The 21,272-nt window shown below is 61.4% G+C and carries 18 protein-coding genes; 10 read left to right on the top strand and 8 right to left on the bottom strand.

All coding sequences use genetic code 11. The annotated features are described in order from the left end of the window. The first annotated feature begins 605 nt into the window (after positions 1-605). The 4 genes from T424_RS21895 to T424_RS0119445 are packed head-to-tail and all read left to right on the top strand — an operon-like array spanning position 606 to position 7,450. Positions 606-2,522, top strand: coding sequence for an O-linked N-acetylglucosamine transferase, SPINDLY family protein (locus T424_RS21895; protein WP_051559311.1), 1,917 nt, complete (start codon positions 606-608; stop codon positions 2,520-2,522). A gap of 15 nt (positions 2,523-2,537) precedes the next feature. Then, positions 2,538-4,499 carry an O-linked N-acetylglucosamine transferase, SPINDLY family protein gene (locus tag T424_RS0119455; protein ID WP_027489189.1) on the top strand — a complete coding sequence of 654 codons (1,962 nt, stop codon included), beginning with the start codon at positions 2,538-2,540 and terminating at the stop codon, positions 4,497-4,499. Positions 4,500-4,508: 9 nt separating this feature from the next. Further along, positions 4,509-6,428, top strand: a complete 1,920-nt coding sequence (locus T424_RS0119450; RefSeq protein ID WP_154665000.1) for an O-linked N-acetylglucosamine transferase, SPINDLY family protein — start codon at positions 4,509-4,511, stop codon at positions 6,426-6,428. Positions 6,429-6,442: 14 nt separating this feature from the next. Continuing rightward, positions 6,443-7,450 (top strand): asparaginase, encoded by a 1,008-nt coding sequence (locus T424_RS0119445; RefSeq protein WP_027489187.1) that lies wholly within the window; start codon positions 6,443-6,445, stop codon positions 7,448-7,450. A gap of 173 nt (positions 7,451-7,623) precedes the next feature. Here the strand turns inward: T424_RS0119445 and T424_RS0119440 are convergent, their stop codons facing one another. Further along, entirely contained in the window at positions 7,624-8,250 is a 627-nt protein-coding gene (locus tag T424_RS0119440) for a LysE/ArgO family amino acid transporter (protein WP_210164412.1), read from the bottom strand. 84 nt (positions 8,251-8,334) lie between these two features. Here T424_RS0119440 and T424_RS21615 point away from each other — a divergent pair, with 84 nt between their 5' ends. After that, the gene (locus tag T424_RS21615; protein ID WP_051559308.1) at positions 8,335-9,261 is read left to right on the top strand and encodes a LysR family transcriptional regulator ArgP; all 927 of its coding nucleotides are present in this window, start codon (positions 8,335-8,337) and stop codon (positions 9,259-9,261) included. 123 nt (positions 9,262-9,384) lie between these two features. On the opposite strand, the gene T424_RS0119430 is transcribed toward T424_RS21615, so the two are convergent. The 3 genes from T424_RS0119430 to T424_RS21610 all read right to left on the bottom strand — a co-directional run bounded on the left by T424_RS0119430 (position 9,385) and on the right by T424_RS21610 (position 12,670). Then, positions 9,385-10,041, bottom strand: coding sequence for a glutathione S-transferase family protein (locus tag T424_RS0119430; protein WP_027489185.1), 657 nt, complete (start codon positions 10,039-10,041; stop codon positions 9,385-9,387). 142 nt (positions 10,042-10,183) lie between these two features. Then, positions 10,184-11,935, bottom strand: coding sequence for a gamma-glutamyltransferase (gene ggt, locus T424_RS0119425; RefSeq protein ID WP_027489184.1), 1,752 nt, complete (start codon positions 11,933-11,935; stop codon positions 10,184-10,186). 165 nt (positions 11,936-12,100) lie between these two features. Continuing rightward, positions 12,101-12,670 carry a MarR family winged helix-turn-helix transcriptional regulator gene (locus T424_RS21610; RefSeq protein ID WP_084268596.1) on the bottom strand — a complete coding sequence of 190 codons (570 nt, stop codon included), beginning with the start codon at positions 12,668-12,670 and terminating at the stop codon, positions 12,101-12,103. 220 nt (positions 12,671-12,890) lie between these two features. On the opposite strand from T424_RS21610, the gene T424_RS0119415 reads away from it, so the two are divergent. Further along, on the top strand, positions 12,891-14,366 hold the full coding sequence (locus T424_RS0119415; RefSeq protein ID WP_051559322.1) for an MDR family MFS transporter: 1,476 nt from the start codon (positions 12,891-12,893) through the stop codon (positions 14,364-14,366). A 61-nt stretch (positions 14,367-14,427) separates the two neighbouring features. Beyond that, a complete protein-coding gene (locus T424_RS0119410; RefSeq protein WP_027489182.1) occupies positions 14,428-15,450 on the top strand; it encodes a hypothetical protein in 1,023 nt (340 codons plus the stop codon). 69 nt (positions 15,451-15,519) lie between these two features. Here the strand turns inward: T424_RS0119410 and T424_RS0119405 are convergent, their stop codons facing one another. Continuing rightward, positions 15,520-16,152, bottom strand: a complete 633-nt coding sequence (locus T424_RS0119405; protein WP_027489181.1) for an NAD(P)H-dependent oxidoreductase — start codon at positions 16,150-16,152, stop codon at positions 15,520-15,522. Positions 16,153-16,433: 281 nt separating this feature from the next. On the opposite strand from T424_RS0119405, the gene T424_RS0119400 reads away from it, so the two are divergent. Then, on the top strand, positions 16,434-17,285 hold the full coding sequence (locus T424_RS0119400) for a L,D-transpeptidase (RefSeq protein WP_037068513.1): 852 nt from the start codon (positions 16,434-16,436) through the stop codon (positions 17,283-17,285). A 211-nt stretch (positions 17,286-17,496) separates the two neighbouring features. Further along, complete coding sequence (locus tag T424_RS0119395) at positions 17,497-18,210, top strand: L,D-transpeptidase (protein WP_027489179.1); 714 nt, start codon at positions 17,497-17,499, stop codon at positions 18,208-18,210. On the opposite strand, the gene T424_RS0119390 is transcribed toward T424_RS0119395, so the two are convergent. Together T424_RS0119390 and T424_RS23165 are read right to left on the bottom strand one after the other, a co-directional pair. After that, positions 18,211-18,666, bottom strand: a complete 456-nt coding sequence (locus T424_RS0119390) for a MarR family winged helix-turn-helix transcriptional regulator (RefSeq protein WP_027489178.1) — start codon at positions 18,664-18,666, stop codon at positions 18,211-18,213. Next, on the bottom strand, positions 18,663-18,797 hold the full coding sequence (locus T424_RS23165) for a hypothetical protein (protein WP_269076453.1): 135 nt from the start codon (positions 18,795-18,797) through the stop codon (positions 18,663-18,665). Before T424_RS23165 ends, T424_RS0119390 begins: the two co-directional genes overlap by 4 nt. On the opposite strand from T424_RS23165, the gene T424_RS0119385 reads away from it, so the two are divergent. Continuing rightward, positions 18,796-19,218, top strand: a complete 423-nt coding sequence (locus tag T424_RS0119385; RefSeq protein ID WP_027489177.1) for an organic hydroperoxide resistance protein — start codon at positions 18,796-18,798, stop codon at positions 19,216-19,218. The genes T424_RS23165 and T424_RS0119385 overlap by 2 nt on opposite strands. A gap of 417 nt (positions 19,219-19,635) precedes the next feature. On the opposite strand, the gene T424_RS0119375 is transcribed toward T424_RS0119385, so the two are convergent. After that, complete coding sequence (locus T424_RS0119375; protein WP_027489176.1) at positions 19,636-21,168, bottom strand: helicase HerA-like C-terminal domain-containing protein; 1,533 nt, start codon at positions 21,166-21,168, stop codon at positions 19,636-19,638. Positions 21,169-21,272 lie beyond the last annotated feature (104 nt).

Genomic DNA, 21,272 nt, shown 5'->3' with positions numbered 1-21,272 from the left:
GCTACGATTATTTATGAAGCTTGCCTTGAATAGAGGCCTGGCGAGGCCTACCTTCTCATCAACGTCAACGAACTGAGAGGAGGTGATCCAATGTCTAGTGAGCGTATGATCTCGATGGTGGACTTTGGAAAGGTGATGGTCGGGAAGGGGCAGCCCTCGGCCTGATCGCATCCTCCGCGGACGATGGCGGTGGCAACGCCGCCCAAACCGGTCTCATCTCAGATCAGATCTCATGTCCAGATGGAAAGGGTCGCGCAAGCGGCCCTTTTCTCGTTTTGCCCCTTTTCTGGTTGGCCCTTTTCTCGTTGGCCCTTTTCTCTTCTACCATGTCCTGTGCCCGGCCTTGCCGGTTTGACGCAAGGTTGCAGTGCTATCAAAACCCTGGAGCATAATCCGACCGGAGTGAAACGAGGATCGACAAGATTATGCCTCAAAAAGAAAACGTTACGGCGTCCTTTGTGCGTTTTATCAAGCACGCGGCGCTGTAAAGCATTTCCAGCAAAAGTGTAGTCGGTTTTGCGTCCGGAAATGCGCCGAAACAAGGAGTTAGAGCATTGCAGGTGAACCCGTGTTCACCTGCAATGCTCTAGGGGTGCGGAGGCAGCGTGACGACGGTTGAACAGGTGCTGGCCGCCTACAGGACGGGCGAGTTGGACAAGGCGCTTGCGCTTGCCGATCAGGTCGATCCGTCGCTGCCGGCCATTGCCGATATGGTGGATTTCCTGCGCGGCGGCATAAGGCTGAAGCAGGCAGACCGGCGCGGCGCGGCTGAGGCGTTCGCGCGCGTGGGTCTCGGCGCATCGCCCAATGCCAATGTCGCCTTGACCCATGCCGTGACGCTTCATTCCGATCTTGCCGATCATGCGGCGGTGGCCCGGCTGGCGGGGCAGGCCATGGCGCGCCTGCCGATGACGGCGGATTTGGCGTTTCGCCTCGCAAAAGCACTGTTTGCACAAGGGCAGATGGCCGAAGCCGCGCCGATCATCGGCGCGCTCGATCCCGATCAGCGCCCGCATCTGGAATTGCTGGTGGCCTTTCACAGCGCCTTTTCCCGGCAATCCGGCTATTTCGATTATCTTAAGGGCGCGGTCTCGCGATTTCCGGAAAACCCGTTTCTGGTTTGCGCGCTGATCGTGATGGCGCGCGGCCGGTCGGAGCTGCTGCTGATGGAGCAATTGACCGCGCGGTTCGATGAGCCCGGCTTTGGCGACCGGCTGCGCCGCTTTGAATTTGACTATGCCCGTTTGCTGCGCAGCGAAAGCGAGGCCGAAAACGCCCTTGCCTCCTTCGGCTCGCTGGAGGTGTTGCGCAATCGCGCCCTGCATGGCGGACTTGCCCGGCGCCGGGCCATGTCTGCCACCGGCAGGATCCGGCTTGCCTATTTCTCCAGCGACTTTCACCGTCATGCCACGATGACGCTGTTTTTCGAGTCACTGTTGGCCCATGACCGAACGCGCTTCGATGTCGTGCTTTTGTGCTATAGCGAGCCGGAGGCGGCGCGGGTGCAGGCCGATTGGCCCGAGCCGCTGCGCAGTGAAATCATCCCTGTCCGCGACAGGTCGAGTGCCGAGATCATCGCCCTCATTCGTGATCTCGGCATCGATATTCTCATTGATCTGCATGGTTATACGGCCAGGGCCCGGCTTGACGTGGTGGATCTCAGCGATGCGCCGGTCAAGGCAAGCTATCTGGGCTTTCCGGGTTCGGTGCATGACGTGGATCTCGATTATGCCATAACCGATCCCATCGTCACGCCCGATGCGGCCAAGCCCTTCTACAGCGAAAAACTGTGCCGCCTGCCGGAAACCTATCAGGCCAATGGCGCAGCACTGCGTCCAAGGCCGAAAAGCCTGTCGCGTGGCGAACTCGGTCTGCCGGACAATGTCTTCCTGTTTGCATCTTTCAACGGCGCGCAGAAAATCGAAGGCAAGGCGGTTGCGCTCTGGGCCTCTGTGCTGCGTGCGGTGCCGGAGGCCATGCTGGCCCTGATCGCCGTGCCGGAAACGGCGGAGGATAACCTCAGAGCGGCCTTTGCCGCCCATGCGATCGGCCCGGAGCGGCTGGTTTTTTCCGGTCAGTCGCCCTATGACCTGTTCATCAGCAAGATGGCAGCCTGCGATCTTGCGCTCGATACGCTGATCTATACCGGCCACACCACCACCTCCGATGCGCTCTGGGCGGGGCTGCCGGTTTTGACGCGCAAGGGCAAGACCTTTGCCGGACGGGTTTCGGAAAGCCTGTTGCGGGCCGTCGGCCTGCCGGATCTGGTGGCGCAGGATGAAGCGGACTTCGTGGAAAAAGCCGCCATGCTCGCCCGCCATCCCGACCGCCTCGCCGAAGTCAGGGAAAGACTTGCCCGCCAGCGCGAAACCTTTCCGCTGTTCGATGTGGCGCGCTTTACCCGGCATCTGGAACGGGGTTACGAGTTGATGGCCGAACGCGCCCGTGCGGGCCTGCCGCCGGACCATATCGATGTTCCGGCAAGCGCTTTTTCCAATGCAAGCTTTTTTCCGAATGAATGACAAGGCAAGGATAACATGGCCGTTTCTCCCGCAAGATCGCTTGATGCGGCCCTGACTGCCTATCGGCAGGGCGACCATGACAAGGCGCTTGCCATGGCGCGGCAGGCCGCTGTCGCCAAGGGGGAGGCGGGCGTGATGGCGCAGGTCCTGATCGGCAATATCCTCGTCAAGCGTGGCGACGAGGCCGGTGCCGCCGCAGCCTTCGCCACGGCGGGCCGGGCAAGCGGCGAGCCGGAAAAGGCTGCCGGTTTCCTCAAACTTGCCGCAACGCTTTATGACAAGGCGGGGCTCTTCGATGCCTTTCGGCAGGTAGGCTTGCAGGCAGCCCTTTCCAACCGGCAGGATAGCGCTTTCGTCTATCTCATGGCGCTGAAACTGTTGGGGCCATGGGACGAGGAGGGCAAGGCGGCCATGCGGGCGCTGATCGATTATTTCGAACCCACCAATCCGGAAGCGCAATTCTTTGCCGCCCGCTTCTGCCGCAGCACCGGTGATTATGCCCGGCTGCAAGCCTTGCTGGAGCGGGCGAGAGCCACCTTTCCGGACAATGTGCCGCTGGAGGCGATCCGCTTCATTGCCGCCCATGACATGTGCGACATGGAAACGATCGGGCGGCATATCGCCATGATGCAGACGCCGGAAGACCCTTACGCCCGCGCCCTGCTTCAGGCGGAGGAAATCCTTTACCGCGTCATGTGGTGCGACGATCCGGCGCTTTTCGCAGAGCCCTCGCTGGAAAGCCGGATGATTGCCATGAATGCGCCGCCGCAGCCGCCGCCAAGGCGGGCGATTGCGCCGGAAGGGGCGCGGCTGAAAATCGGCTATCTTTCCAGCGATTTTTTCTCCCATGCCACGATGACGCTGTTTCTCGACAGCCTCATCGCCCATGATCGCGGCCGTTTCGACATAACCCTGTTCTGCCATACCGCCGAAGACAAGGCGGGTCGCTTGCCCGGCCCGCTGCGCGATGACGTGGTGCGGATCGCCCATCTCGACGACCGGCAGGCCGCAATGGAAATCGACCGGCGCGGCATCGACATCCTCGTCGATCTCAAGGGGCATACGGCAGGGGCGCGGTTGCAGATCGTCAACCTCTCGACAGCGCCGGTCAAGGCCACCTATCTCGGCTTTCCCGGTCCGGTAAACGGCGTGGATCTCGATTATGTCATTGCCGATCCCATTGTCGCGCCAGACGAAAACCAGCCCTATTTCAAGGAGCGCTTTTGCCGCTTGCCGGAATGCTATCAGGCCAACAGCACCACCAGCAGGCCGCGCCCGAGGCCGGACCGGCGCGCCGCCCATGGGCTGCCGGAGGAGGCTTTCGTCTTCGCCTCCTTCAACGGTGTGCAGAAGATCACGCCGCTCACGCTTGACCTGTGGGCGCGGGTGATGAAGGCCGCCCCCGAGGCGTTGATGTGGATATTGTGCCCGCATGACTTCGTGCGCGAGCGGCTGCGTCACGAGATGGCGGCCCGCGACATTTCGCCTGAACGGCTGATTTTTGCCGATCGCATGGATTACGGCGAACATACCTGCCGCCTGCCGCTGGCCGATCTGGCGCTGGACAGTTTTCCCTGCAACGGCCACACCACCACCTCCGACATGTTGTGGGCGGGCCTGCCGGTGCTGACCAGAACGGGCCGCAGCTTTTCCGCCCGCGTTTCGGAAAGCCTGTTGCGGGCAGTGGGCCTGCCGGAACTGGTGACGAGAGATGACGACGCCTTCGTGGCCATGGCCGCCCGGCTGGCGCGCAACGGCGGGGAACTTGCCGCCTTGCGGCAAAAACTTTCCACCGCAATCACGCAGGAACCGCTTTTCGAGACCCTTCGCTTTACCCGGCATCTGGAACGCGCCTATGAAATGATGGCCGCGCGCGCCCGTGCTGGTCTCGCGCCTGCGCTAATCGACGTTCCGGCTCTGCCAAAGGGGCAAGGGGGGCAAGGGGGGGCAAGGGGGGCAAGGGGTGCCAAGGGGTAAATGAGTGAAATGACCGATCACGCAAACGACAGCCAGCCGCATGTCACGCCGCTGATGCTGGCGCTGGCCGCCTATCGCGATGGCGCTTACGCGGCGGCCCTTGGCAATCTCGATGCGGCTTTGGCCGGGCAGGGTGGTGAGGCCGGGCAGGCCTGGATGCTGGCGGCCAATTGCCGCCTGAAACTTGGCCAGACGGTGGAAGCGGCGGATGCCTTTGCCGCCGCCGCCGGGGCCTTGCCGGAAAAACAGGCGGAGTTTTTGCGCTTTGCCGCAAGGCTTTATCTCAACGCCAGGCGAACCGACCGTCTGGCGGCGGTTGCCGTTGCCGCCGCGCGGAGCAATGCGGCTGACCGCGCGCTGGTTCTCGACATTGGCCGCGCCCTGCTGGCGGCGGGTTTTCATCCGGAGCTGGAGCAGATCCTGCCGCTGATGGATATGGAAGACGACAGCGCCTTTGCGTTTGCCTTTTCCCATTATCAATTGCTGCGCCAGCCAGAAAAGCTCAAACCCCTGATCGAGGCGCGCTATCTTGCCGATCCCGGCAATGGCTTCATCGCCAGCCATTACTTTTCCTTTTCCCGCACTATTCTGGATTTCGACGCGGCCAGAAGCTGGCAGGCGATTGCCAATCATCCCGACGATCCGGTCCATAACCAAATCCTCATGCAGGAGCCGCCGCTATCGCGCTGCTACTGGGCCGATGATTATGCAGCACTGACCCGCGCTCGTGCAAAGTCAGCCACGCCTGTGCCGCGCCGCCCGGTCAGCCCGGCGGGCGAGCGGCTGAAAATTGCCTATCTCTCCTCCGACCTGACGATCCATGCCACCACCTATCTGCTTTACGACGTGTTTCTCGCCCATGACCGCAGCCGCTTCGACATTACCTTCCTGTGCAGCACCCCGCCACGGCAGGCATTGGTGCAGCAGGGATGGGATGCGGTTCTGAAGGCGGAAATCCGCCCGGTGGGGGGGCTGGCGCCGCAGCAGCTTGCCGATGAAATCTCGCGCCTTGGCATCGATATTCTGGTGGATCTCAAGGGGTATACGGCAGGCAACCAGCTTGCCGCGCTTTCGCTGAGCGATGCGCCGGTCAAGGCCACCTGGATCGGCTTTCCCGGCACGGTGCAGGGCGTGGGGCTCGATTATCACATCACCGATCCCATCGTCACGCCGGATGCGGCCAAGGCCTGGTTCGATGAAAAGCTTTGCCGCCTGCCGGAGACCTATCAGGGCAATTGCAGCGCGACCAAGCCGCGCCCGCGTGCAGAAAGCCGCGCTGCGCACGGCCTGCCGGAAGAGGCTTTCATTTTCGCCTCCTTCAGCTCTCCCGCCAAAATCAGCCTTGACACCATGGAGTGCTGGGCGCGCATCCTCACGGGTGCCCCGCACAGCCTCATCTGGCTTTTGTGCGACGGCCAATTGCTGCAAGACAATATCCTTGCGGAATTTGCCCGTCTTGGCATTGCGCGCGAACGGGTGCTGTTTGCGGCGGGGCGCGCCTATGGCGACCATATCAGCCGCGCCGCGCTTGCCGACATGGCGCTCGATACCTTTCCCTATAACGGCCACACCACCACGTCGGATATGTTGTGGGCGGGCCTGCCCATGCTGACGCGGCGCGGGCAAAGCTTTGCCGCCCGCGTTTCGCAAAGCCTGCTTGCGGCCATCGGCCTGCCGGAACTGGTGGCGGAGAACCGCGAGGATTTCATTGCCCGCGCCATTGCCTATGCCCATGATGGCGCAGCCGTCCGGGAGCTGAAACGGCGGCTTGCCGAAAACCGCGCCATCAAGCCGCTTTTCGATACGCAACGCTTTACCCGCCATCTGGAGCAGGGCTATGAGATGATGGCGGAGCGGGCGCGGCTTGGCCTTGCGCCCGACCATATCGATGTGGCGGCGCTGCCGGCGCGCGACAAGCCCTTCCTGTGAGGCCGGAGATGGTGATGCACAACCCCGTGACCGTTGAGATAACCCGTGGAAACCGCGTGGAAAGCCGCCATCGCGGCATGGCGGTGGTGGTGGATGGCGATGGCGCCATTCTGTTTCAGGCTGGCGATGTCGAGGCGGGCGTCTTTCCCCGCTCGGCCTGCAAGGCCATGCAGGCGCTGCCTCTGGTGGAAAGCGGGGCGGCGGATGCTTTCGGTTTTGGCAATGCGGAACTGGCGCTGGCCTGCTCCTCCCATTCCGGCGAAGAGGCGCATGTGGCGCTGGCTGCCGCCATGCTGGCACGGGCAGGCCGCGACGAGAGCGCGCTTGAATGCGGCGCCCACTGGTCGTCCGACCAGAAGACGCTGATCCAGCAGGCCCGCACGCTGAACAGTCCCTCCTGCCTGCACAATAATTGCTCCGGCAAGCATTCCGGCTTCGTCTGCACGCTGGTGCATCAGGGCATGGCGACGCAGGGCTATGTGGAATATGACCATCCCTTGCAGGCCGAAATCCGCGCCACCATGGCAAGCCTGACCGGGGCGATGCTGGATGCCGATCATTGCGGCACGGATGGCTGTTCCATTCCAACCTATGCCTTGCCGCTTGCATCGCTTGCCCGCGGCTTTGCCAGAATGGCCACGGGAGGCGGACTTGAGCCGCTGCGCGCCAAGGCCGCAAGACGGCTGATCGATGCCTGCATGGCCGAACCCTTTTACGTGGCGGGCACGGGCCGGGCCTGCACCAAGATCATGCAGGCGGCGCCGGGCCGGATTTTCGCCAAGACCGGCGCGGAAGGCGTGTTTTGCGCCGTGCTGCCGCAAGAGGGAATTTCCATCGCCGTCAAGGCGGAAGATGGCGCAACGCGGGCGGCGGAAGCCATGATCGCAGCCTTGCTTGGCCGCTTTCTTGGGCGCGAGACCGCGCCCGGCGAAGCGCTGATGGCCATGGCCAACCGCCCGATGAAAAACTGGAACGGCCGCCATGTCGGCGATATTCGCGTCACCGAGGCCTTGGCCGGTTGAGGAGCACGCCTCCGGGGTGCTTTGTCTTGGCCTTCACGGGTGCATGAGGCGCTCTAAGCTTTTTTTGCGCATTTCCGTCCGAAAATGCCTACAGCGCTGTGCGTTTTATCAAACGCACGGCGCTGTAACACTTTAAATCTGCTGCATAATTTTCACCTTAAATCGATTCCGATTTAAGGAATTATGCAGTAGAAACAAACAGCGATTACGAGCTTGACAGCCAATGCGGACATGACGAGGCCGATTACAAACTCCAGAATCCGCCAGGATCGCGGGCTGGAAAACATTGGGGTGAGCAGGCGGGCACCCCATCCCAATGAGAAGAAAAAGACAAATGACGCCGTGATTGCACCGACGGCGAACAGGAAACGATCATCGCCATAATTTGTGGAGATGGAGCCGAGCAGCACGACCGTATCAAGATAGACGTGGGGATTAAGCCAGGTGAATGCCAGGGCAGCAGCGATCGTGCCGGGCAGACTGGCGATTTTCATTTCTGAGGGCCTGAGAGACGAACTGTCGGACAATGCCGCCCAAAAGCTCTTTACTGCGTAAAGCGCCAAAAAGACCGCGCCCCCAAGGGTCATGACCGTTTCGAGCCATGGCACAGCCGTGACCAGGAAGCCGAATCCGGCCACTCCGACGGTCACGAGAATTGTATCTGAGGCTGCGCAGGTCAGGCAAACGGCAAAAACATGCTGGCGTTGCAGACCTTGCCGCAAGACGAATGCATTTTGGGCGCCGATCGCGGCGATCAGACTCATGCCGAGAAAAAAGCCAGGGAAGAATGCGTGCATCATTTGCTCCAAAGCGTCCGAAGCTCCTTATCAAAAGGTCTGCGCATTAATAAAGTTAAATATCTTTAGCCAAATGAAGGAATTCTAATGATGGATTATGGGCAGATGGAGGCAGTTAGCGCGGTCTTGCGATCAGGCAGTTTTGAAAGGGCCGCGCGCCTGCTGCACATCACGCCCTCGGCGGTTTCTCAAAGAGTAAAAGCTTTGGAAGACCAGCTCGGAATTCCGCTCATCATTCGTGAGAAACCGTGCCAAGCCACCGAGGCGGGGACCATGGTTGCCATGCATTTTGAACGTGTAAGCCTCTTGCAACGTTCGCTTGAAACTCAACTTTCGATCGAGAACAGTGCATTAGGCCAAAGCGTTATCCGCATAGCCGTGAACGCCGATAGCGTGGAAACCTGGTTCTTGAAAGCGCTCGCACCCGACTGGCCATGGCTCTATGACCTGGTCATCGACGACCAGCACCATAGCGCCGAATGGCTTCGTAAGGGTCTTGTCACCGCCGCGGTAACGGCCGAGGGGAATCCGGTGACTGGTTGCGACTCCCGACCGCTCGGCGCCCTGAGATACAGGGCGGTCTGCTCACCGAGTTTTCACGCAAGGTGGATGCCTGACGGATTGACCCCCGATGCGGCAGGCAAGGCCCCGGCTTTGGTTTATGGTAACAAGGACGAGCTTCATTCGAACTGGCTTTCAGCCTGCCTTGACTACGACAGCGGCTATCCATTCCACCAGCTACCCTCCACAACGGCGATCACAAACGGCGTATGTCAAAGCCTTGGATGGGCGCTCGTGCCTGAAATCCTGGCTGTACCGTATATAGAGGCTGGCGATCTGGTGGAGCTTGCACCCGAACACAAGCTGGATGTGCCGTTGTTTTGGCAATGGTCCAGAGCCGTGAGTCCTGCCTTGATGGATTTGAACACTGCCGTGGTCAAGACCGCTGCCCAGCACCTGCATCCTGTCGCGGAAGCTTGCGCCCATAACACTCCCACGAAATCGAAATGCTAGAGCGCGTCCGGCGAACAAAGGTTCACCGGATGCGCTTTAAGCTTTTGTTTCCCGCATTTCCGGACGGAAAACCGTGACTGCACTTTTCTCGGGACTAAACACCTGGCCAGAAGTCTGCCGATATTATTCGGCTGCCCGCTTTTCCCACATGGCCTTGAAGGCCGGGCGGCTTTGGCAGCGTTCCAGCCAGGCGGCGATGGCGGGATAGGCCTCCATCAGCGGCTTGTAATTCTGGGCGTAGCGGAGGATTTCAGCCGTGTTGATGTCGGCCACGGTGAAGCGGTCGGCCACCATGTAGAGACGGTTGAGCAGATGTTGTTCCAGCGCCTTGAAGGGGCGTTGCAGCAGGCGGGCGGCCACTTCGGCCTCTGCCTTGCCGGCTTCGCTGTCCATGCGGCCATCGGCGGCGATCTTGGAGATTTTCAGCGCATTGGCTTCGATTTCCGTGGCGGCAAACAGCGCCCATTGCATCATCTGGCCGTCTTCCTCCAGATCCTTCGGGCCGAGATTGCCGTCGCTATACTGCTTGGCGAGGTAAAGCGTGATGGCCAGCGATTCAAACAGCACCAGCCCGTCATCCTCTATGGCCGGAATGCCGCCGAAGGGGTTGACGGCCAGAAAGGCGGGCGAGCGGGTGTTGATCGGCGCATCCGGGGCGGTGGGATTTTCCAGCTTGTTGGCTTGCAGCACCGGAATGTGGTCGAAGGCCAGTTCCAGCTCCTCCGTCAGCCAGAGAACGCGCGTGGCGCGGGATTTGTAGCAGCCATAGACCTTGAGCATGGTTCACTCCCTTGAGATGTTTTTCTGTGTAATTCCTTATCGGAATTCGTTTTGAAGCATTTCCCGCAAAACCGGATAGAGTTTTGCGGGAAATGCTCTGCGATGAAAAGAGCGCCTGAACGGCAAAGCCGGTTGCTTTCACTCAATAGCCCTTGGCCGAGCCTGCCACGGCGCGGGCATCGACGGCGCCGAAATAGCCGCTTGCCTTGCCTTCGGCCTTGTTGATCTCGGCCAGGCTTTTGCCGCCCACCAGAATGCCGGCCGCCTGTCCCCAGACGGGGCCGTCATTGCCACCTTCCAGCGTATAGCCCATGGATTGCAGCAGTTTGACCGTATCGGGCGAAAGGGCGTAAGGCTCATAGAAAATCTTGTCCGGCTGCCATTGATGGTGAATGCGCGGCGCATTGACGGCCATGGAAATATCCATGCCGAAATCCACCACGTTCAAAATGGCTTCCAGCGTGATGGTGATGATGCGCGAGCCGCCGGGGCTGCCGATCACCATGAAGGGCTTGCCGTCACGGGTAATGATGGTGGGGCTCATGGAGGAAAGCGGGGTTTTCTGCGGTGCGATGGCATTGGCCTCGCCCTGCACCAGCCCGTAAAGATTGGGCACGCCCGGCTTGGAGGTAAAATCGTCCATCTCGTTATTGAGCAGGATGCCGGTGCCGGGGGCCACCACGCCCGCCCCGAAGGAGCCGTTTAGCGTATAGGTGACGGAAACGGCATTGCCCTTGCTGTCGATGATGGAAAAATGCGTGGTCTCGGTGCTTTCCTTGCCGCCAAAGGGCTTGAGATCGGCTGATTTTCCGGCCTTGCCCGGCTCGATCTTCTGGCGGATTTCGGCGGCATAGGCCTTGTCCAGCATTTTCGGCAGCGGGTTTTTCACGAAATCCGGATCGCCAAGGGCGGCATTGCGGTCCACATAGGCATAGCGCATGGCCTCTGTCATCTGGCTGACGGTGGAGGCGGCGCCAAAGCCCTGCTGCGACAGCGGATAGGCTTCGAGAATGTTGAGGATTTCGCAGATAATGACCCCGCCGGAAGAGGGTGGCGGCGAAGAAATGATGTGATAGCCGCGATAATCGCATTCTACGGGCTTGATTTCGCGCACCTTGTATTGCTCGAAATCGGCCTTGACCAGAATGCCCCTGGCCGCTTGGCTGGCCTTGACGATGGCCTCGGCGGGCAAGCCCTTGTAGAAGGCATCCGGCCCCTTCTCGGCAATATCGGCCAGAACGCGGGCAAGATCGGGCTGTTTCAGCACCTCGCCCTCGCCATAGGGGGTGCCATCGGCCTTGAGGAAGATCCTTGCCGCTTCCGGATCCTTCGCCAGCCGCTTGGCGCCGCCTGCAAGGATAGAAGCGTCCCCTTGAGTCAGGGTGAAGCCGTCACGGGCAAGGGCAATCGCCGGGGCAAGAAGGGTGGCGCGCTCCTTGCTGCCGTATTTTTCCCGCGCCAGTTCCAGCCCCTTGACGGTGCCGGGCGTGCCGACGGCCAGATAGCCATCAAGGCTCGCGCGCGGCACGACCTCGCCCTTGTCGTCGAGATACATGGTTTTCGTGGCCGCAAGGGGAGCCTTTTCCCGGAAATCCAGAAAATCCGTGCGGCCATCGGCCATGCGCAGAGTCATGAAGCCCCCGCCGCCGATATTGCCCGCCGTCGGATAGGTCACGGCCAGCGCATAGGCCACGGCCACGGCCGCATCCACGGCATTGCCGCCCTGCTTCAACACGTCGATGCCGACATCGGTTGCCAGATGCTGGGCGGTGACGACCATGCCGTTCTTGCCCTCCACGGGGGCGGGCACGGCGGCAAAAGAAGGGGCGGGCGTTGCGGCAAGCAGGGAAAGGGCGGTGAGGGAGGCAAGATATTTCCTGGCGGACAGGCCCATCAATTTCTCCATAATAATTGTATTGCGAAACAATGGGGGGAGCATAAGCATTTCCAGGAAAAGTGCGAAGCGGTTTTCCGTCCGGAAATGCGTTAAAAAAACTCATTTCCAGGAAAAGTGCGAAGCGGTTTTCCGTCCGGAAATGCTCGGGCTTTGCCGTCAGGCTCAGTCGGGCGGGTCTGCCAGAGGTCTTTCAAGGCCTGCGGCACGCTGTTCGAAGGCGGCAATGAAGCGGTCGAAAAGCGGTTCGAACAGGGCAAGCTCTGCCTCGTCCCATTCCTCCAGCGTGCGGGAAACGACCTCGTGGCGGATGGAGGCGAAATAATCGGCCAGCTTTTCACCCTCGGGGCTGAGGCGAACGATGGTGCGGCGGGCATCGCTCTGGCAGGCCTCCCGGCGCAGAAAGCCACGCTTGACCAGCTCGCTCACCACACGGCTGGCGCGGGAGGGGTCCACACGCATCTGCTCTGCCACCATGCCCACCGTCACGGCCTGCCGCGACTGGTGACGGGCCACGAAGGTCACGACGTCGAAATGCGAAAGTTCCAGCCCGTGGCCCTCGCCAAGCCGGCTCAGGGCCACGCGGGAAATCAGCCGGCGGCCCATCATCAGGCGCAACCTGCCGAGATCGTCGCCCAAACGCTTGAGGATGCCTTGACGGCGGTCTTCCTCTGCCCCGACGGAAAGGGGAGCGGACGGCAAAACGGGCGGCAAAGGCGGGAACGATTTTGTCATGGCCCATCTTCTACCACAGCCTGCGGCTCAAGAAAATGTGTGACATTAGCAAATATATGCCATTGACATTTATTTTCTCGCCCCGCATCCTTTTGCCGCACTCCCAATGAAGTGAATTCTCATGGATCAACCCGCCTCCCATGCAGCCGGCAGCCCTTTTGGCGCGGCCACATCCTCCACGCCCGAATTTCAATCGCTGGTGCCGGACAAACGTCTGCGCATGGTGCTGTTTGCCTTTTTGCTGGCGGCGCTGTTCATGGCAACGCTGGATAACCAGATCGTTTCCACGGCCCTTCCCACGATTGTCGGGGAGTTCGGGCAGCTTGAGCGCTTCGGCTGGGTGGGGTCCGCCTATCTTCTGGCCAGCAGCGCCGTCATGCCGCTTTACGGCAAGCTGGGTGATCTGTTCGGCCGAAAATATGTGATGATGACGGCGATCCTGATCTTCACCATCGGCTCGCTGGTCTGCGGGCTGGCGGTTTCGATGAATACGCTGATTGCCGCGCGTGTCCTGCAAGGGCTTGGCAGCGGCGGCATCATGGTGTCGATCTTCTCCGTCAATGCCGACCTGTTCGAGCCGCGCGTGCGGGCCCGCTATCAAAGCTATTCCAGCCTCGTGCTGATGGCCTCCGGCGCTGTGGGGCCAACACTTGGCGGCACGCTGAGCGAGGCCTTCGGCTGGCGCTCCATCTTCCTCGTCAACCTGCCCATCGGCATGGTGGTGCTTGCCGGTCTGGCGCTGTTTCTGCCCTATCGCAAGCCGCTCCGCCGTCCGAAGGTCGATTATGCGGGCGCCCTGCTTTTGGCCTCAGCCGTTACCAGCGTCGTTTTCTGGGCCGATAGCGGGCAGATCTTCGGTTCGTTGCTTGCGCCGCAGAGCCTTGCCGTCATTGGCTTCGGCGCGCTTGCCGCTTTCGTGTGGGTCAAGGTGGAGGCGCGCGTGGCAGAGCCCATCGTGCCGCTCGGACTGTTTTCCAACCCCACCATTCCGCTGCTGCTGATCGTGTCGCTGGCCAGCGGGGCGGTTGGCATCGGCTCGGTCAATTATGTCGCACTTTATCTGCAAACCACCACCGGGCTTTCGCCCACCGGGGCGGGGCTTCTGTTCATCGCCACCACGGGCGGCATTGCCATCGGCTCGCTCTCCAGCGGCCGGTTGATTGCCCGCTCCGGCCGCTACAAGATTTTCGCGATCATAAGCGGGGCTGGAAGCTGCATTGCCTTTGCGGTGTTCAGCCAGCTTCCGGTGGGTGCGCCGCTGGCCTTCATCGCCTTCCTCATGCTCATGCACGGCATCAGCGTCGGCATCGGCCAGCAGGTGCCGGTGATCGGGGTGCAGAACGCCGCCAATCCCCGCGACGTCGGCGCCGCCACCGGCACGGTGACGCTGACGCGCATGGGTGGCGCCTCCATTGCCATTTCCATCTATGGGGCGGTGCTGGGAAGTTCCATGGGCCATGGCGCGGCCGATATTCCGGGCGTGGGCAATATCGAGGAACTGACGCCTTCCGCGCTGGCTGCCCTTTCGCCCGAATCCCATGCCTTCGTGGCCGAAACCTATGCCCATGCCTTCGGGCCGGTCTTCGTTTCCATGTCGGTCATCATCGGCTGCGGTATGCTTGCGGCCTTTTGCCTGCGCAATGTGCAATTGCCGAGGGGGCATGGCGGCCAGGCCGAGCCGGCAATGGCGGAGTGATTTGCGGTGATGGCTGGTCCATGATAGCCTTGCGGCAATCGACATCCTGCCGAAAGTCTCCATGATCCTGCCCTTTGCGCCGCTTGCCCGGCTTGCCGCCATCCTGTTCTGGCTCATGCCCGGTCTGGCCCTGGCAGAACAGCCGGATCCGGGCTTCCTTTCACCCGAAGACGGGGCAAGGATCATTGAACGGCTTGCCGATACCGAAAAATCGCTGGGCGACGAGGCCGTGCTGGTCGGGCATTTCGCCGGTCTGGTTTCCCCGCCGGAAGAGACGGCAAGCCTGCATCAGCTCACCGGCAATGTGCCGGGGCTGGCCTATGTGCTGCCGATGATCCATGGCGAGGTGCATGGCACGCTCATCGAACTTCGGCTTCGCGACCGCGCGGCAGGCGAGGCGCTGCGCCAGCAGCTTGTGCAACGTTTCGGTCCATCCGATCCGGCGTGCAGCGATGACAATCGCGCCAATTGGGCGCTGAAAGGCGCAGAGGCAGCCGAGGCCGGGCGGTCGCTTTCCTGGCGGCTGGAAGAGCATGAGGGCGAGGCTATCGTGCAGCTCACGCTTCTGGCCTCCAGCCCGCCGGATGCCAATTGCTCGGTTAGTTCCGCATCCGCCGCAGCGCTGGTGGACAAGGCGGCGCTGACGTTGCTTTTGCAGCGTGTCAAGGCATCGCCGCCGCCCTGGACCGATGCAAAAGCCATGGAGGACTGGCTGGCACCCTATGGCGAGGCGGAGAACCGCCGCCTCGATTCCTGCTCGGCGGCACTGGATATTGCCATGCCGCAGGGCCTGAACGGCATTGGAATGCTCTCGGCCACCCTGCGTCTGTGCGGTGTGCCGATGTTCGGCAAGCCATCGGCGCTGTTTTTGACCACCGGCGATAATGACATGAAGGGCTTTGACAAGACGCAAGGGGCGCTGGAGGAGGTGTTCGGCGCCCGCAACGGCGCCTGTAGCAGCAAGGACCGGGCGGTCTGGGTCGTTGCCCCGGAGGTGACAGCCGTGCTGACACCGCTTTACCCGTCTTTCGGTCTGATGATCGTCAATGCCCCGGTGACGGCGCTGGCCGATTGCAACCATTGAAAGCTTTGGTATTGAAAGCTTTGGGTAAGCATCGTGCCTGTGCCGTGGCGCGGCACGATGCTCTCGCTATCACTTGACGTCGATCACGAAATCCTTGCGCGGACGGCGAACCTTCTTGAGGTTGACCAGCCAGTCGCCTTCCGGCTGGCGATAGCCGAGCGGCAGGATGGTGACGGAGCGCAGGCCCTTTTCACGCAGGCCCAGAATTTCATCCACGGCGGCCGGGTCGAAGCCTTCCATCGGCGTGGCGTCCACGCCTTCAAAGGCGGCTGCGGCGCAGGCAAGGCCAAGGGCAATATAGCTCTGGCGGGCTGCATGTTCGAAATTTTCCTCTGCCGGGCGGCCCGGATAGGCGGCCAGCAGCTTCTGGCGGTAGGCTTCCCAGCCTTCATTCTTGAAGCCGCGCTCGTCGTTGACGAGGTCGAACATCATGTTGATGCGCTCGGCGGTGTAATTGTCCCAGGCTGCGAAAACCAAGAGATGCGAGCCATCGGTGATCTGCGCCTGATTCCACGCCACAGGACGGATCTTTTCGCGGATCTCCTTGTTCGTGACCACCAGAACCTGAAACGGCTGAAGCCCGCTGGAGGTTGGCGCAAGCCGCGCGGCTTCCACGATCCGCTCCACCTTGTCTTCCGGTACGGCCTTTGCCGGGTCCATTTTCTTGGTGGCATAACGCCAGTTCAGTTTTTCAAGAAGCATGAAACATGTCTTTCGGTCATTGTTTGAACAGCTGTGCAACGGGTCCGCACATGGCGTAAAGCCTCCGGCACCGCCGGTTTTCATGTAGGCACGGCCCCTGTTTCTGGCAATTGCGATGCGCGACTATTTTTGTACCGCAGCAATCGGCGAGCGACGACGGGCGCGCCCAGACGCCAGCCTCGCACCAGCCGCGCCTGTCAGTTTTGCCGCATCCAGGATAGACTCGAAGCAGGTCCGCCATGTTGCATGACACAATTTTACGCCGAATTTTCCGCCCGCTGATGCTGGCGGCAAGCGGCTTGTCGCTATCTGTTCTCGGCGGTTGCCTGTTTGTCACCGATACCACGCGCGTCAATCCGGATGTATTTGCCGCCGAGGTCACGCCGGTGTGGAATGAAAAGGTCGCCCCGCCGCCGCCCGCCACCCCGGCCGACAAGTTCAAGAACCTTTTCACCGGCTCGCGCGTGCAGGGCTATGGAATGCCAGCCACCGACCCGCTGACCACCAGCGCCATGCCGGCGGCGGTTTCGCCCGGCGGGCCTGTCGCCGTCATGGCGGCCGCCCAGCCTTCGCCCTTTTCGCGTCCGCCGCAGGCAGCGCTCTACCAGCAGACCCGCGATGAGGGCCACACCATCAACGCCCTGCCGCTGGACCGGATCGACAGACGCCTGCTGCGGCAGGAGGTTGCCTATGTCACCAATGAACGGCCCGGCACCATCGTGGTCGATACCAGGGCGCATTATCTCTATCTCGTGGAAGGCGAGGGCCGCGCCATGCGCTATGGCGTGGGGCTCGGCAAGCAGGGTTTTGCCTGGCAGGGCCGGGGCACCATCCAGTTCAAACGCAAATGGCCACGCTGGACGCCAAGCGACGAGATGGTTGGCCGTCAGCCGGATCTGAAACATTTCGCCTCGGCGGAAGGCGGGCTGGAGCCGGGCTTGAACAATCCGCTCGGTGCGCGCGCGCTCTACATCTTCAAGAACGGCAAGGATACGCTTTACCGCATTCACGGCACGCCGGACTGGCAGTCCGTGGGCAAGGCCGTTTCCTCCGGCTGCGTGCGCATGTTCAATCACGACGTGATCGATCTTTATAACCGCGCCGGCGAGCGCGCCGAAATCGTGGTGCTCTGACGGTTTCCTGTGGCAGCTTTCCCACGGTGTCAGGCTTCGTGGGCTTCGCCTTGTTTTCCTCGCATTTTCGCCATGCTTCATCGCATAAAAGTGAAATAGTGTTCACGGGCCGCGGTGGCTTTTGCCGCGGCGCGGGCGCATATATTTCCGTGGAACAAATCGGCGCTTCAGCCGTTTGCCGCAGGCTGATCAGCAGGAACTCTGTGCTTATATGACATCGAACGACTTTTCCCGCCGCGCCTTCCTTTCCTTTTCAGGGCTTGGGGCCGCCGCATTTCTCTCCGGTTGCGCCTCCACCTATTCGCCGCCACCCTTCCAGACCGCCAGCGCCGGCGGCATGGTTTCCCCTTCGGCACCGCTCAGCGGTTCCGATCCGGAACTGGATGTGATGTATGGTGAAATGGTCGATGGCGGCTTCGTGGTTCCCGCCGTCCCATACCGGCAAATCCCGCCGCGCTATTATCGCCAGCGCGTGCAGGACCCCACAGGCTACCCGCCGGGAACGGTGGTGGTGGATACGCCCAACCGCTTTCTCTATCTGGTGGAGCAGGGCGGCACCGCCATGCGCTACGGCGTAGGCATTGGCCGCGAGGGCTTTGCCTGGTCTGGCGAAGGCGTGATCCAGTGGCGGCAGAAATGGCCGAAATGGACCCCGCCGGATGAAATGGTGGCCCGCCAGCCGCAGCTTGCCCAATATTCCGCCGCCAATGGCGGCATGGCGCCGGGGCTGATGAACCCGCTGGGTGCGCGCGCGCTCTACATATTCAAGAACGGGCAGGATTCGCTTTATCGCCTGCACGGCTCACCGGAGTGGAATTCCATCGGCAAGGCCGTTTCTTCCGGCTGCGTGCGCCTGATGAACCAGGACATCATCGACCTTTACGACCGCGTGCCAAACAAGGCCCGCATCATCGTGCTGCAATAATCAGCCCTTGTCCTGCGCGCCGTTCAGGCGGTCGCGCAGGTCCTGCAATTGCTGGCGCAGTGCTTTCATTTCCTCAAGCCCGCAGCCCATGGCGGCACCCAGGCTGGCCATGACGCTGCTTGCCTCGTGTTTCAGGCGCGCGCCCTCATCCGTCAGGGATATAACCACCTGCCGCTCGTCTCCGGCATGGCGCTGGCGGGCAATGAAGCCTGCCTGTTCCATGCGCTTGAGCAGCGGAGAAAGCGTGCCGGAATCCAGCCCCAGCTTTTCGCCCAGCGCCTTGACGCTCTGGTGATCCTTCTCCCACAGCGCCATCAGCGTGATATATTGCGGATAGGTCAGCCCCAGCGGCTCCAGCAACCCCTTATAGGTGCGGGTCACGGCCAGCGTTGCCCCGTAAAGGGCAAAGCATAATTGCTGGTCCAGTGTCAGATAGGCTTCAAGATCATCCGTCATGATGAGAATCTATCGCAATAGCCGATGGGGAAATCAATGCGCAAAAATCTATTGCGCACAATTAAATTGCGTGCTACATAAAATCCATCCGCAGCGAAAGCCGCTGCCAAATCCAGAATGGAGACGATCATGGCAATTCTCTACACCACCAGGGCATCTGCGACGGGCGGCCGCGAAGGCCGCGCCATTTCGGAAAACGGCGTGCTGGACGTGACGCTGACCACGCCGAAGGAGCTTGGCGGCAACGGCGCAACCGGCACCAATCCCGAACAGCTTTTCGCCGCAGGCTATTCCGCCTGCTTCCTCGGCGCGCTGAAATATGTTGCCGCGCAGGAAAAGGTGAAGGTGCCGGAAGACGCCAAGGTTACGGCAACGGTGGGCATCGGCCCGCGTGAAGACGGCACCGGCTTTGGCATCGAAGTGTCGATCGCCGTTGAAATTCCGGGCGTAGAGCGTGATGTTGCCGAAAAGCTGGTCGCAGCCGCCCATATCGTCTGCCCCTACAGCCACGCCATGCGCACCTCCACGGAAGTCTCGGCAAAGCTCGCCTGATCGGCACTTTGTGATGCAGTCAGTAAAACCCCGAGGCGGCCGCTTCGGGGTTTTACGTTTTAGAGCGTTTCCGGTGAGCAGGGGCTCCACAGTACACGACGCTACGGTTTTGCGTGTGGCTTACCCCCCTCTGTCCTGCCGGACATCTCCCCCTCAAGGGGGGAGATCGGAAAGATGAAGGCCCTGCCTGAATTCCTGAAAAAGGCCGTCATCGCCAATACTCGTTGAAGGATGGCGCTTTGCCGGCATTGCAATCTCCCCCCTTGAGGGGGAGATGCCTGGCAAGGCAGAGGGGGGTAGGCCAACCCGGCATTCCTCAGCGTCGTGTACTTTGCAGGAGCTCACCTACATTACTCTAAGTCGCTGTTATAACGAATTTTCGGACGGAAAACGGTTTCCACTTTTCCTGAAAATTCTCTAGCGCTTCAAACTGCCCAGAATGCCGCGCACCAGGGCGCGGCCTATCTGGTTGGCCACCTGGCTTGCCAGTGAGCGGGCGGCACTTTTCATGGCGGCTTCGATCACCGTTTCGCGCGGGCGGGCGCTGCCGCGCTGCCTTGTGGCGGGGGAGGGGGCGTCTTCGTCTTCGAAGCCCGGCAGTTTCCAGCGGCTTGCAGCACTTTCGGGCTCTGCGGCGGCGGCGGCCTTTTCGGCGCGGCGCTGGAGGATTTCGAAGGCCGATTCCCTGTCCTTTACCGCTTCATAAAGACCGGCCACCGGGCTTTGCGCAAGAAGGCTGGCGCGTTCGCCATCGCTCAGCGGGCCAATGCGGGCGGCGGGCGGGCGGATCAGCACGCGCTGCACCATGGCGGGCGCGCCCTTGCCCTCCAGCGTGGAGACGAGCGCCTCGCCGGTGCCAAGCGCGGTAATGGCCTCTGCGGTGTCGAAGGCGGGGTTGGCGCGGAAGGTTTCGGCGGCGGTTTTTACCGCTTTCTGTTCGCGCGGGGTATAGGCACGCAGCGCGTGCTGCACGCGGTTGCCCAATTGCGCCAGCACGGTTTCGGGCACATCCAGCGGGTTCTGGGTGACGAAATAGACGCCCACACCCTTGGAGCGGATAAGGCGCACCACCTGCTCCACCCGTTCGATCAGGATTTTCGGCGCATCCTTGAAAAGAAGATGGGCCTCATCGAAGAAGAAAACGAGTTTCGGCTTGTCCAGATCGCCCACTTCCGGCAGTTCCTCGAAAAGTTCGGACAAAAGCCAGAGCAGGAAGCTGGCATAAAGGCGTGGCGAAAGCATCAGCCTGTCGGCGGCAAGCACCGAGATCGTGCCGCGCCCGTCCGGTGCAATCCGCATGATGTCGGTGACGGGGAGGGCCGGTTCGCCAAAGAAATGTGCAGCCCCTTGCTGCTCCAGCACCAGAAGCGCCCTTTGCAACGAGCCGACGGAGGCCTTGGAAATCAGCCCGAAACGCGCCGAAAGCGCCTCCGCCTCCTCGGCCATATAGGTCAGCAGGGCTTGCAGATCCTTGAGATCCAGCAGGGCAAGCCCGCCCTGATCGGCGATCTTGAAGGCGATGTTCAACACGCCCTCCTGCGCCTCGCTGGCATCAAGCAGGCGGGCCAGCAAAAGCGGGCCCATCTCGGCCACGGTGCTGCGCACCGGATGCCCCTTCTGGCCGAACAAATCCCAGAAGATCACCGGAAAGCCGGTGAAATCATAAGGCGCAAGCTGCACTTCCCCGGCGCGCTTCAAAAGAAAATCCTTTGGCTCGCCTTGCGCTGCCACGCCGGAAAGATCGCCCTTGATGTCGGCACAGAAGACCGGCACGCCAGCGGCGGAAAAACCCTCTGCCAGCACCTGGAGGGTCACGGTCTTGCCGGTGCCGGTGGCGCCGGTGATCAGGCCGTGACGGTTGGCAAATTTCAGCGCCAGATATTCGGCCGCCTGAAATCCACCTTCGTCAGTGCGGCTTGCTCCAAGAAAAATATCGCCGGTCTGGGGCATGGCCTCTCCTTTTTTTCTGGGTGATTTGGGGGGAGGATACAGCATGTCGCGCAAAAGTGTGGAGCGGTTTTGCGATGACGACATGCGTTGCAAAAAGCATGTCG

This window comes from Allorhizobium undicola ORS 992 = ATCC 700741 (assembly GCF_000621665.1).
GTDB classification, from domain to species: domain Bacteria; phylum Pseudomonadota; class Alphaproteobacteria; order Rhizobiales; family Rhizobiaceae; genus Allorhizobium; species Allorhizobium undicola.
The sequence above is the reverse complement of the archived record's forward strand: the minus strand, read 5'-3'. Positions and strand labels throughout refer to the sequence as shown.